Here is a 13,188-nt window from a genome sequence, read left to right as displayed (position 1 = left end):
AATCAGGCCTTGCCAGTCAATTCGTGAAAACACTCGGGAGAAGCGCAAGGTGCGCGGCCAGGGCATTTGCTCGGCAGTGACAACTTTGCCTTGTAATTCGGTTTCATCAAGCAATCGGTTGAAGTAAAGGCCTTGATGTCTGGCCATAGAAATGAACAGCGTTGCCATCTGAAAAGTCCGAAAAGAGGTGCCTGTCTGCCGTGCTGCCTAAATTCAACTGCAGTCATAGCGTCAGCCTTGCAGTTGAATCACGCGTAAAGCAACAAAGGCCATACGCATGTAATAAGGGACAAGATAAGTTGTGTTTTCGCGGATCGGGCGACAGGGAAAGCCCGTCGTAACACGACTAAATGCAACTGAAAAAGTGGCGCGATTGTAGCACAGCGATTTTTTGCTGCGCTCTCAGTACGGTAACATGCCCCACCGCACCTCCCATCAGGCCAGCCCTGGAGCCTTGATGCAAAAGCTTGAACACATCGTTTATCTCAAAATGCGCGAAGGCGCCGTTGTTCTTGAAGCCGACCGTGAAGGTGACAAGGTCCTTTGCCTGGCGGATGGGACAATGCTGAAACTGTTCCGCCGAAAACGTCTGCTGACCTCCGCATTATGGTCCCCCTACGCTCAGCGCTTTGCAGACAATTGCGACGCACTACAAGCACGGGAAATCCAGTGCCCGACTGTCCGCAGCGTTTATCGCATCCCGGATATAGAGCGTGACGGTGTCCATTACGATCCTTTGCCTGGCCGGACGGTGCGCCAACTGATCAATGAGAATCCCGAAGGGCTCCGCGCAAAGCTGGGCGAATTCGTCGCGCACCTGCACAACCAGGGTATCTATTTCCGTTCAGCCCACATGGGCAACATCGTACTGACGCCGGAAAACACGTTGGGGCTCATTGATATCGCCGACATGCGCGCCCAGCGCGAGCCTTTAAGCAAAGGCCTGCGCTTGCGAAACTTCAAGCATATGCTGCGTTATAAGAGTGACCGCGAGTGGCTACTCCAAAACGAGGAGTTTATTGATCACTATCGATGCCACCAGCAAGTGTGTAGCGAAAAAGACCTGGCCTTGATACTTCAACGCTGATATCACGTCATCCTAGGAGCCAGGTCTACCGTCAGCCAGTGGCAGGGAGTGAAACCGTTTCAAAATCGAGAGCGGGATCCCTGCCATTTAGCAGGTCAGCAATCAACTGAACGGTTTTTGCCAACCCCTGAGAACCGTGAACCAAGTGGTAATCGGCAAATTTACGGGCATGAAGTACATGCGCCTGGTAGTCATCTTCGACAGCCTGCAACTGACGTGAAAAAGTGTCACCGTCCCGGACCTGAGCACCGAAAAACAACGAGTGTGAAAAGATATCCACATCGTTCCCGGCGTTGACATGGATCACAGGGCGCCCCGCCAGTCCGGCCTCTATGCCGGCATTCGACATGATGTTGACAACTACACTTGCACGGGCGAGTGCATCAGCCAGAGAGCACTGCGAATCAAGCAGTTCAACGCTGGACAGACGCGCAGCAGCGTCATTCCAGAATTGCGCGCGACTTCGAGGATGACGTTTGAACAACAGGCGGTACTCCGGATGAAGCTCAGCCCAGTCGCGAAGCAGCTCGTAAGTACGCACATAGCCAGCTTCTTTCTCCCGATCCGGACCAACCCCCAAGACCAGCAGGGTTTTGACAGCCGGGTCCGCCTCCGGCAATTCATAAGTAGGGTCCGCCAGGTAGGAGCCAAGCAGCACCACTGTTGAATCACCGAATCGCAAACCGCGCTGCTGTAACGCGACCAGAGAACTATGACCAAATACGCCGTAATAATCGTAGTCATTCATCCCCAGTCGACGTGAGGACTCAAGCGTCGCAGCATGGGCCAAATGCAACAGGCGAGCCCCGCGTGCTGCTAGCGCGAGGCGCAGGAAAGGCGCATGGAAACTTCCGTTTCTCTCGTTGATCAACAACTGCGGTGTGTATTTCGCAACCAGCCACTGGGCGTGAGCCGCATAAGCCAGATAGCGTAGCGGAACAGGCTGAGGCGGGCGCAACAACTGCCGTCGCGTGCAGGCCTGAGGAGGGGATAGCAAGGCGGCTTCGTTCAAATTCAAACCACGCGACCTTACAGCGCCGATCAGAATATTCTTGCGTTGCAATGCCATGGACTTTGGCGCGGAATGCAGCAATAGCAGTTCGCACGGCTCGGCATCCACCGAGGCACTCAGACATGCACTGGCACGGATTCCCTGCACCACGTCCACGAGCACATCACGGGCTATACGCAAAAAGCTTCCGAAACGCCCATGGCGCTCGCGCATCAATTTCCAGCGATACCGATCGAGCTCCCGGGCTCTCAGTGCCCAACTGCCCTCTGCCTGGACCACATCCATGGCAGACGGCGATGGAGTAAACGGCCCCCCGCTCACTTGAGCAACAATCGAATGGCTTTGCGGGTATAGGACCAACGTGTCAGTGAACGCCAGTCAGCACGTATGGCTTTGGCATAGAAAACCCTGGCGTTTTCGTAGTCTCCTGCGCTGTAGCAATCACGAAACAGTGACAAGCAACGCTGTGCAAGAAAAGCCTGGCGCAAGCTCTGCAACGGCGCAGGCATGCGCTGCGGAGAAAATGCCTCGTCGACTACTTTCAAGCCTGAGGCAAGGCTTTGCTTCAGATCATGCCGCATGCTGTCGGCATGCTTGTGAATGATCGCCAAGGGCTTATCTATGACGCTGCAAGTAAACCGTGCGAGCACCTGAGTGAACACCGGGATGTCTTCGGCATTGCGCAGGTTCTCAGGGTACAGTCCAGGCGCAAACACATCACGATGCATTACGCAGGCACCGTTGGAGAGCGATATCGTCTTGTCCAGCAAATAACCGCGCACGCGCTGCTCAGCAGTAGCGGGCAGCGGCTTGGGCACATGCACAGAACGACGGCCATCATCGAACGCCGACCAGTGGCCACCAATAATCAAACGGCTTTCAGGATGCTCTGCGATGTGCTCAACCACTGTATTCAGGGCATCTGGAGCCATCTCATCATCGGCATCAAGGAAGATAAGGAATTGACCCCGCGCCTCCTCAATACCTCGATTGCGAACGGACGACAGCCCGCCGTTGGGCTTGCGCAACATCCTGAAGCGCCCGGGGTTTTCGGCGAGTAACTGCTCAAGCACCTGAGGCGTGGTATCGGTCGAACCATCGTCAATCACCAACAACTCGGCGGTATTTTCATCGAGCTGAGCCAGCACTGAATTGACTGCACGCGGCAGCGTCTTGGCGTAGTTATAGGCCGGGATAACGACGCTGACCAACGGCTCAGGCATTTTCGTATGTCTCCACGCCCTCTTTGACGACCAGAATGTCTTCCATGATCAGGTATTCAAGGTCCGAGCCGAAGAACATATTCAAAGCATCGGTAGGCGAGCAGATCATCGGTTCACCGCGACGGTTAAGCGAGGTGTTAAGCGACACGCCATTACCGGTAAGGTTTTCCAGCGCCTTCATCATGTCGTAGTAACGCGGGTTGTATTCGCGCTTCAGGACCTGGGCACGTGAAGTACCGTCTTCGTGAACGACTTCCGGCACGCGGGTCTTCCACTCTTCAGCTACTTCAAAAGTGAAGGTCATGAACGGCGCCGGGTGATCGATCTTGATCATCTGTGGCGCAACGGTGTCGAGCATCGACGGGCAGAAAGGCCTCCAGCGCTCACGGAACTTGATCTGATGGTTGATGCGATCGGCAACGCCAGCAACGCTCGGGCAGCCGATGATCGAACGCCCACCCAATGCGCGCGGGCCAAACTCCATACGCCCCTGGAACCAGGCCACTGGGTTGCCCGCGACCATGATCTGCGCGATGCGCTCTGGAGTGTTTTCGATCTGACGCCAGACCGGCTTGCTCGGGTGGCGAGCGCAGGCCGCGATCACATCTTCGTTGGTGTAAGACGGACCGAGGTAGACGTGTTCCATCTTCTCGACCGGCACACCACGGGCGTGGGAAACATAAGCCGCAGCGCCGACAGCAGTGCCCGCGTCACCCGAAGCCGGCTGCACGAACAGCTCTTTGACTTCCGGGCGGGCGATGATTTTCTGGTTCAGCTTGACGTTCAGCGCACAGCCGCCTGCAAACGCGATCTTGCCGGTTTCCTTGAGGATGTCACCCAGATAGTGATCCATCATCTGCAACGCCAGCTTCTCGAACAGCGCTTGCATGCTCGCGGCGTAGTGGATGTAAGGCTCGTCAGCAATGTCGCCTTCGCGCTTCGGCCCCAGCCACTCGATCAGCTTAGGCGAGAAGTAGAAACCCTTGCCCTTCTCTTTATAGCGGCGCAGGCCAATAACGTTGGCCAGCTCGGTGTTGATCACCAGTTCGCCATTTTCGAAAGTCGCCAGACGCGAGAAATCATATTTGCTGGCATCGCCATACGGCGCCATGCCCATCACCTTGAATTCGCCGTCGAGCATCTCGAAGCCGAGGAATTCAGTGATCGCGCCATACAGGCCGCCCAGGGAGTCCGGGTCGAAGAACTCCTTGATCTTGTGAATCTTGCCGTTCTCGCCATAGCCAAAGAACGTGGTGGCGTACTCACCTTTGCCATCAATACCGAGGATCGCGGTTTTCTCTTTGAAACCGGAGCAATGGTAGGCGCTGGAGGCGTGAGCCAGGTGGTGCTCAACCGGCTCGATCTTGATCTTCTTCGGATCGAAGCCCAGTTGCTCAAGACACCAGACGATCTTGTTGCGATAGCGCTTGTAGCGACGGTTGCCCATCAGCAGCGCGTCAAGCGCACGGTCCGGGGCATACCAGTAACGCTTGGCGTAATGCCAGCGAGCTTTGCCGAACAAGCTGATCGGCGCGAACGGAATCGCCACCACATCGACATCCGATGGCTTGATGCCCGCCTGCTCAAGGCAGAACTTCGCCGACTCGTAGGGCATGCGGTTCTTTGCATGTTTGTCGCGAACGAAGCGCTCTTCTTCAGCCGCTGCCACCAGCTTGCCGTCGATGTACAGCGCCGCGGAAGGATCATGGCTAAGGGCGCCGGACAGGCCAAGAATCGTCAATGCCACTGGGGTCTAGCCTCTTTAGTCTGCATGCAGGCGGCATGCGCCTGAGAAAAAGTATGTGCCCTCGCAGCGGGGCGAGGAACAGCTAAAGGGCGGGATTATAGCGTAATGACAAAGGGATTTGCTTGCCCCGAGTAAAACCGGGGCAAGCCATGGCCTGGTTAGCAGAAGTATGAATCTACGACACTTTGCGTAGGGCCTTTCCTAAAGCGCTTTGCGTGCATTGAGCGCTCGCCGCTCATCAGCCACTCTCCCGCCCCTCGCTCAGGGTCGGGCTTGAGATTACACGCTCCGCCATCTGGATCCTGGCCTCTACTCGCCAGCCCATGGCAGGAGCCTGCATGACAAATCCTCACATAACGCCGCGTGGCCACATGGCCAATATGGTCGCCAGGGCCAAACCCGCCGAGGCGCCCGATGCTGGCGGATTTTGTCCGCTGATGAGTCAGACCTTACAACTGCTGCCGGTGCGTTATGGCCTGGTGGAAGACCTAGATCCGTCCATCGAAATCGCCATGCCTTACAAACTGCAGGCCTTGCCTTTGGGATTTCGTCTGTTGCGGGACGGCTATCTGTACATCATCGACAGCGCCACTGGCCTGTTACATGAGTATCAGATAGCGAATGGCTCCGTGACTGCGCTGTTGTTCAAGGGCGATCACGTCATCAAGGATCTTCGCGCTGACGTGATCGAAGCTGATCCAGCGCTGGCGTTCTCTCGCAGCAGCGTTCTGCACGTCTCTTTTTCCGAGGTCCAGTGGACGGCCTTCAAATGCGCACAGGTGCTCAAGGTTGCCACCGAGCGCGAGTACTTCATGCAGCGCGTCAGCTTTGAAAATATTCAGCGCGGCGATGCCCGGGACCTGATCGACGACAGAAAGATGGCCGTGTGGCTGGCCGAAAGCAGCGGCAGTTGGGCGGACAGACCGGACAACACGTCGACGAAGATTCCCTACGCCTGGGAACACACACCGCTGTATCGCCAGACCATTCTTGAAGAATTCACCAGCCAGATCACCACCGCTCATAAGCGTGACTTCCTGTTTCTGGCCGTTCGTGATGACGTCGGGGTGATGCGTGATCTGGCGCAGTATCAGGATCAGGTGGTCGGCCAGATAGATGCCTGGGCGAAAAGCGGAACCGAGGAAGGTCAGGTCGAGCGTGACTACCTGCTGGGCTGCTACATCGAATCGCTCACTCAGATCAGCGCCGCCGGTCTCAGCGAGCGGGCAGAGGCGGATCCGGCGCTCCAGGCGCTTTTGGATGATCTCGAATTACTGGCAGAACCCGAGCGCAGTGATACGCGTAAAACCCTGCTGGAAGTGATGACTGAGGACAACAGCAAGCATCCCGCGCCACGCGTGGAAGACCCGGGGTTACCCGCAGACCTGAAAGCCAGACTCGAACTGATACCGCCCAGCACTGATCCGGCGAACATGTATGCCGGGCATGGAACCCGGCTGCAAGCCCTTCAGCAGTATTACCTTGAGCAACGCTTCACTGACACCAGTTCCGCATTTATTGCCCGACATCGCCAGCCTCTCTGGCGACTCTATCGCCAGATGGACAAGCGTACGAAGGAACTGCTCCATGGCGCAAAATTCGGTCAACGCGGCATCAACGACCTTATCGATCGCCCGCGCATGGATGCCTTCCTCAAGAAGCAACGCGAAGTCCTGCAGCCACTCAATGAACTGCTGGAAAAGATCACCCACGACCGCGTCGAACTGCTGATCAAAAACCGCCTGCATCGGGCCATCTGGTACTACGACGTTGAGGACAATGAGCAGGTCGACCACGCCGCAATCACCGAATACGCCTGCCTGAAAGACATCTGCCGCAGCGACTACGCTCTCGACAAGGTACTCGTCTGGCTCAACCTCAACCCGGCCATGTCCCGCCCACTGTTCTATGCCGCGCCCCTGAGCGCGCAAACAGAGCTGGGCGTGCAGTTTTCCTACTTCATCAATGCGGGCTGGTTGCTGATAAAAGAGGCCCCCGATTCGCTGGAGCGTCTCCAGCAATGGGGGGCCGGGGTTTTACTCAACACCAAACGGCTATCGTCGAGCACACAAGTCAACATCGCAGCCGCCTGGGGCACCCTTGCTCCAGCTTTGCACATGGGCATCCAGCAGGCCTTGCAGGCGTTTTTGCAGCAGATGGACAAAGGCCAGTTGCCCGGTATGGACGCCCTGTTTCGCAGCCTGCCCAAGGCTACGGGCGTCACCATCCTCGACGCAGCACGACGAGAAAACGTCGCCTTCCAGATCGCCAGTGCCGAAGATCTGAAGGCATTGGGCGAGACCGTTAAAGCGGTACAAAAAGAGCGCAAATACCTGCGCTATCTGAACAACGAAGCACAAGAATCCCGAGCCAGACATCCTCTCTGGCACACCAGCACCGCTGCCGAGAACCTCAAGCTCTCCCGACAAGCCACACAGCAAAGGTTAAGCGGACTGGAAGAACAACTGGCAAAGGCCATGAGTCCGCTGGCCGACCTGCCTTCGGACGCGACACATCTTCAACCGGCCTCATCGGGCAAGCCTGGGTTGGCGCTGGTGTTTCCGGCGCAGCAGCATCAAGAGATTAAAACCGTGCTGGATAACTATCGGCGCGGAGTGACGGTTGCGCCGAAGGCCGGGTTGCTGGGGGATGGGGCCGGGTTGTTGGTGTTTGTGGCGCAGGTGGTGAATTTTGTGCAGGTGAGGCAAGAGACGCTTGCTCAGCCCGAAAGCGCCATGAACTACAGCTCTTACCGAAGCTCACTGGCGGCCACCGTTTCTGCTGGCTTTGGCGCAGCGCAAGGTATTGCAGACACAGCTCTGAGTGCCCACGCAGCGGAATTAGCGAAAAACTTCAAGAAAGCGGAACTGATGGGCGTACATGTGCAGATGGGCAAACTGCACATTGGGTTAGGCATGGTCGGGTACATTTCCGGAACGATTGCGGCTGTAATGAGTTTGAATAGCTCCCACAAAAACTGGTCGGATGCCGTACGAAATGGCAACGGCGACGCGCAAACTGGGGCAACGCTCAGCATACTTGGCAACAGTGGTTTTGTTGCCAGCAATGCCTATGGCTTGCGTGAAACAGTTCAAGCTTTTAGACATGTCCTCTCTACTGAAGCGAGTTCCACTGCACGGACCGCGGCATGGGCCCTGGCAGGCACACGCCTCTCCACCGTATTTTTCCGCTTCAACGTGGCCGGGGTTTTATTTACTGCGCTGGAACTTTCCGGAAGTTGGTTCTACAACCGCAATAACCTCAGCCGCCATGATCGCTGGTTGCTCAGTACACCCTGGAGTCAGGATGCTGAACGACGTCGCTCACTTCCTCTAGGCGAGTACCTAAAAGAACTTCATGGCCATATTCAGGCCCCGCGCATGGAGATTGTTCCGTCGAATGACGACCCGAGCAACCCTAAACCCAGGCTCTTTCTACTGCACTTTCCAAAGCTGTCTGCCGATGATTTAGCCCTACCTATCGGCAGCTACGCCAGCGGAGCCTTGCTCAAAATTGGCGGCTATCAGATTGTTCGGGCCCAACACGGACGCGACTACAGCCCCGAACGATGGACACCTTTAAAGGAGAGACTGCAAGAAAGCTTTCAGCTTTATCAAGAAACACCGTTGATTCTGCGGCTGACAGATATTAGTGGACTGCTCACCTCCCCCACTCCAGGACGTTGCGACTTCATGCTGTCAATACTACTGGGCTATCGGACACAGGAAGGCCTGTACGAAGGCCTCTCGTATGACGTGCGTTTTAAACTTACCGGTGAGAGCGGCGACTTTTCTGCAGTTGATGTTGAGCATCAGGGAGATCAGTGCCCTCACTTCGGTATCTACCCCGCGACCATGCCGTCGGGAAAAAACTGAGATGGCGAAAATAGCCCCTGAAGCACCGCCGGAGATTCATCACGCCCCTCATGCCGGTATGCGAGAAACCTTCCTGACAGGCCAGATTGTGTACCTCGCCCCATTGCCATTGCCAACTGACCTGCCCGCTCAGGATTACGGGCATGCAGTCGCTGAAATGAATGATGCGCATCTGGACTTCGGTGTTGGGCTACCTGCAGTGTTCGCTTGGCAGATGGGTTTAGGAGCACCGTTTTGGGCCATCTGGTTTTTTGGCTTGCTTACACCCTCACTGGACTGGCTGCTTTCTATTGCAGAGGGTAGAGGAGTCGAAAGTGCAACCAAAATAATGATGGTGTTGATACCGTTAGGCCTAGAGATGGGAGGCTGGGCCGCTGCTGCCACCCTCACCCTCTACCTCATCATCACCTTCAACCACCTCAACAAATACCACGAAGTCGTCCCCACCCGCTTCAATCGCCAGCGCCGTGAAGTCTGCTTCGTCCCCCGTGGCCATACCGAGCCTATCTTCGTGCCATGGGAATCGCTATCCGCCTGGGTCGTACAGGCACGGAGCGTGACGCAGTACGGCATGGACATCCGCTACGCCATGGGCGTGGGGTTCTATCATCCGCCTCACGATGAGCATTACAGCCTGGAGCTTTTCTGCGCCGGGTTTGATCTGGCGGTGTGCAACTGGGAGGCGATTCGGGCGTACATGGAATATGAAGTTCACACCCTGAAGGAAATTCAGGATCCGCTGGACCTGCAAAACCCCGGCGACCCGCCGCATGAAGGACTGCATACGTTTTACAACGCACGGGAGCGGATGCGACGTCGGCGCAAAAATCGCGAGGTTGGTTTCTTCTATCCGTTCTGGTGGTACACGTACCACGTGCTGACCTTGTGGACGTTGCCCAACTACCTCACCGAATGGGAAATCCGCCACATCAAAAGCATCGGCCGCGCTGCCATACCTGAAGCGATGCAAAACTGGTCAGAGCCGTTACCCGCCGAGCAATGGGCCAGGCCCAGTGAAAAGTTAAAGCGCATGACCCAAGCGGTCAGAACCCTGCACACGCAAAAGCCCAGTCAAAACATTGCAGCACGGTTTACCGAGGTACAGCAGACAGCCCCCCTGTAGGAGCTCACGAGCAACGCGAGGCAGCGATGGCGGCCTGTCTGCCCCCCATCGCTGACCTCATAAACTCGGTGCCCCCTACAAGTTTCCCGCTCCAGCGATCTCTGCCGCCATCGTCGCAGCGCGATCAACACGCTCCAGCGTGCTCAGCTCCGAACGGACGGTCAGCAACTCAGCGATGTCCGGGTGCTGCTCCAGCACGTCATCCCCCAGAAAACCGAAAACGTTGGCGTACAACCAGATCTCCTGCTCGGTCTCAAAACCTCTTTTGATGGCAGAGTGAGCAAGTTGATGGATGTGTTTCAGGCGCTGTTCAGAGGTCAGTTCTGTACGGTAATCGGGGAAAAAACGCTGCATGTGCTGGTAAAGCTCACCCATGGATTTGTTAAAAGCCACGCCTTTCAGAGCAGCCCATTGCGCGTCGCTTGCCATAAATGATTTGTCGTACTGCGGAATGTACTTGTCGCCGGGGCGTTTGAGTTGTATCCATCCATCACGGGTTGCGGCGCTGACGATAACCTCCTGGCAGGGGCCAAAAAGGTCCGGTCCCGGATCACGCTCTGCTGCAAATAACGCATGCGCCACTGCGGGGTCAGAGATGCGCAAATACATGTCTTCGCCTTGGGGCGGCTTGAAACAGGTCAGCCAGCGCACATGAGCTAACAGGTCATCCCACGAACCATCACTGACCAGCAGATACCCCCACAACTCCTGAGTGTGAGCCAGAAACTGCAAAAGAACCGGATCATCAGCATCATGCAAGCGCACCAGACACGGTGAAAGCCGACTGATTTCAGCCCAGCGGGTCTCGTGATAAAGCACGCTCACTCTCGGTTCCGGATTCCACTGGTACAGGCGTTGAAGCAGGTTTTTGACCTGAATGGCATCGAGTAAAAGCCCGACCGTCTTATCCCAAGGGAAATCGTCAGGCAGTGGAGATTGCACAGAGCGCTCGCCGTTCATGACAATTCCTTCCTGGCGTCAGCACAGGCTTGGCAAAACGGGGCGCCATGTTCGATAGCCTTGAGTTGTACATCTGGAATCAAGGATGGATTCGCGGGCAACGCCACTTGGGGTATCAACGCCGCAGGCAAACCAGGAACCGCAGGCATTCCCGACACTGGAACACCGCCAACTTGAATAGGCACACTGCTGAAAATCCCAGCCGGACTGATACTTATCCACTGCCCACCTGCCTTGATCGTTGCGTTTAGCCCCGCATTGATCACTACGTCCACTTTTGAGTGCAGATGCACTTGTGTGGCCGCACTGACCAGATGATTCGCGGCGCTGATGTGCTGATTACCGACCACCGTCAACGAGTCATCGGCCAGCACCTGGGTTTTGCGTGCCCCATGGGTAAGGTGGTGTTCTTCGCCATGCAGCTCGTGGCTGGACAGCCCGGTTACGTTCACCTTGCGCTGGTTATCCACCTGGATCGACTGATCGTTCAGCACATGCTCAGACCAGTTGCGTTGAGCGCGGATGGAAATTGACTCGGCACCTTTGCGGTCTTCGATGCGCAGTTCGTTGAAACCTGCGCCGCCTGGGCTGCTTTGGGTCTTGAGCACGGTCTGGGTGTTCTGCATAGGCAGGTTCAGCGGCGCTCGGGTAACGGCATTGGGCAAACAGGCCTGTACGTAAGGCTGATCCGGATCAGCATCGAAGTAACCCACGATCACTTCCATGCCGACGCGGGGAATCATCGTCGTGCCGTATTGCTCATGGGCCCAACCAGTGGCGACCCGCAGCCAGCAGCTGGAATGCTCGTTACGCGAGCCTTCACGATCCCAGAAGAACTTGACCTTGATCCGCCCATAGTCGTCGCAGTAGATCTCTTCGCCGGGCGGACCTGTAACTACCGCATGCTGGCTGCCTAAAACCCTTGGTTTGCGGTGCTTGAGCGGTGGACGAAACGGCACCTTCCCGGGGATGGCTTCAAAACGATTGCGATAACCTTGGGTAAACGCTCCCGATGCCCGAGACGTGGACTCCTCCAGCACCTGCGGCTGTTTACCCTCATGGAACACCGACGTCAGCAGCCATTGCTGGCTCCACTCCGGATTAGGATGCGTCAGTTCAAACAAGTGGCCACTGACCAGCGCACTTTGATCACTCGAACCACTGGCCAACTGGACATCACTGCGGTTTCGCTCAAGCGCCTTTTGCGCTTGCCGAGCGCCAACACTCAGGTCGGTAAACGGCGCGGGATACTGGTAATCCTCCAGCTCCTTACGACCATCGCCGCCCGCACTGCTGAGCAGGTCCACCTGAGGCAATTGAAAGTGATAGGTCTGATGGCTGGCCTTGGCCGAGCGCGTGGCGAGTCGCACGTTGAATCTGTTGATAACCGACGCGTCTGCAACCTGTCCGCTGCTCTGCACATACGCAACCGCAGGCTTGAGTACCGGCAACTGAATAGGGTCGTCTGCAAACACCAGTAAATGTTCGTCAGGGCTGTGCTGAAAGTGAAAGTGGATGCCCTCTTCTTCGCACAGCCTGCGCACAAAATGCAGGTCGGTTTCCTGATACTGGGTGCAGTAATCGCGGGGTTTGCAGGGCTCGCGCAACCGGAAAGCAAACCCATTGCTGAAGATCGCGTGATCCTTGAGGACCACCGCGATGATTTCAGGGACGGTCTTGCCCTGAAAGATCCGATGATTGCTGCGGTATTCCAGACGCTTGAGGCTGGGTACCAACTGGATGAAGTAGTGGGTAAAGCGCTTGCCGGAATCACCCTGAGCGATTTCGCCGATCTGTCCGTGGAGACCATTACCGTCAGCGTCGAACCTCAGAAACGCCAGTCGGTGCAGCACGTCTTCCAGCTTGAGATTGGCCCGTTCGCTGACCAACTCGATGCGCACACTGAACGGACGGCTGATGGATTCCTTCGCGGTAAAGGCCAGCACTCGAAAGTCATGCTCAAGCCCGGCTATTTCCAGCGTGAACGAAGCGCGGTTGGCGGGGTTGAACATGAGCAAGTCCTTGGCCTGAATAAAAGGCGGGACTTTGCTCCTAAGCGATAAAAGTGTCAGTCAGGCTTAAGTCGTTTGATCTGTGGGACGTTTCTGCAAATGTAATCCCAACGCTTCTGCTTCGAAGACCGGGCAGGCCACTAACTATC

8 protein-coding genes are annotated in these 13,188 nt (G+C 56.4%); 3 read left to right on the top strand and 5 right to left on the bottom strand.

What is annotated here, in order from left to right; translation table 11 throughout:
- Positions 1-457: 457 nt before the first annotated feature.
- Positions 458-1,087: a toluene tolerance protein gene (locus K3169_RS03470; protein WP_263269976.1), complete on the top strand. Its 630-nt coding sequence runs from the start codon at positions 458-460 to the stop codon at positions 1,085-1,087.
- 31 nt (positions 1,088-1,118) lie between these two features.
- Here K3169_RS03470 and K3169_RS03465 read toward each other — a convergent pair whose 3' ends face one another.
- From K3169_RS03465 to K3169_RS03455, 3 genes are all read right to left on the bottom strand, one after another.
- Positions 1,119-2,312, bottom strand: a complete 1,194-nt coding sequence (locus K3169_RS03465; RefSeq protein WP_263269974.1) for a capsule biosynthesis protein — start codon at positions 2,310-2,312, stop codon at positions 1,119-1,121.
- 104 nt (positions 2,313-2,416) lie between these two features.
- A complete protein-coding gene (locus tag K3169_RS03460) occupies positions 2,417-3,322 on the bottom strand; it encodes a glycosyltransferase family 2 protein (protein ID WP_263269973.1) in 906 nt (301 codons plus the stop codon).
- Complete coding sequence (locus K3169_RS03455) at positions 3,315-5,069, bottom strand: carbamoyltransferase (RefSeq protein WP_122808401.1); 1,755 nt, start codon at positions 5,067-5,069, stop codon at positions 3,315-3,317. The genes K3169_RS03460 and K3169_RS03455 overlap by 8 nt, the downstream gene beginning before the upstream one ends.
- A gap of 338 nt (positions 5,070-5,407) precedes the next feature.
- On the opposite strand from K3169_RS03455, the gene K3169_RS03450 reads away from it, so the two are divergent.
- Both K3169_RS03450 and K3169_RS03445 read left to right on the top strand, forming a co-directional pair.
- Positions 5,408-8,944: a toxin VasX gene (locus K3169_RS03450; RefSeq protein WP_263269971.1), complete on the top strand. Its 3,537-nt coding sequence runs from the start codon at positions 5,408-5,410 to the stop codon at positions 8,942-8,944.
- A gap of 1 nt (position 8,945) precedes the next feature.
- Positions 8,946-10,067, top strand: coding sequence for a hypothetical protein (locus tag K3169_RS03445; protein ID WP_263269970.1), 1,122 nt, complete (start codon positions 8,946-8,948; stop codon positions 10,065-10,067).
- 75 nt (positions 10,068-10,142) lie between these two features.
- Here K3169_RS03445 and K3169_RS03440 read toward each other — a convergent pair whose 3' ends face one another.
- On the bottom strand, positions 10,143-11,027 hold the full coding sequence (locus tag K3169_RS03440) for a DUF4123 domain-containing protein (protein ID WP_263269969.1): 885 nt from the start codon (positions 11,025-11,027) through the stop codon (positions 10,143-10,145).
- A complete protein-coding gene (gene tssI, locus K3169_RS03435) occupies positions 11,024-13,039 on the bottom strand; it encodes a type VI secretion system tip protein TssI/VgrG (protein ID WP_263269968.1) in 2,016 nt (671 codons plus the stop codon). The genes K3169_RS03440 and tssI overlap by 4 nt, the downstream gene beginning before the upstream one ends.
- Positions 13,040-13,188: the final 149 nt, after the last annotated feature.

Source organism: Pseudomonas phytophila (assembly GCF_025643095.1).
Lineage (GTDB): Bacteria > Pseudomonadota > Gammaproteobacteria > Pseudomonadales > Pseudomonadaceae > Aquipseudomonas > Aquipseudomonas quasicaspiana.
Note: the sequence above shows the minus strand (reverse complement) of the source record. Positions and strands in the feature narration are given on the sequence as shown.

What these genes read in the sequence shown, in the direction of transcription:
- K3169_RS03470 (WP_263269976.1), top strand. Translation starts at nt 458, where the DNA reads ATGCAAAAGCTTGAACACATCGTTTATCTCAAAATGCGCGAAGGCGCC.
- K3169_RS03465 (WP_263269974.1), bottom strand. Translation starts at nt 2,312, where the DNA reads ATGCGCGAGCGCCATGGGCGTTTCGGAAGCTTTTTGCGTATAGCCCGT.
- K3169_RS03460 (WP_263269973.1), bottom strand. Translation starts at nt 3,322, where the DNA reads ATGCCTGAGCCGTTGGTCAGCGTCGTTATCCCGGCCTATAACTACGCC.
- K3169_RS03450 (WP_263269971.1), top strand. Translation starts at nt 5,408, where the DNA reads ATGACAAATCCTCACATAACGCCGCGTGGCCACATGGCCAATATGGTC.
- K3169_RS03445 (WP_263269970.1), top strand. Translation starts at nt 8,946, where the DNA reads ATGGCGAAAATAGCCCCTGAAGCACCGCCGGAGATTCATCACGCCCCT.
- K3169_RS03440 (WP_263269969.1), bottom strand. Translation starts at nt 11,027, where the DNA reads ATGAACGGCGAGCGCTCTGTGCAATCTCCACTGCCTGACGATTTCCCT.
- tssI (WP_263269968.1), bottom strand. Translation starts at nt 13,039, where the DNA reads ATGTTCAACCCCGCCAACCGCGCTTCGTTCACGCTGGAAATAGCCGGG.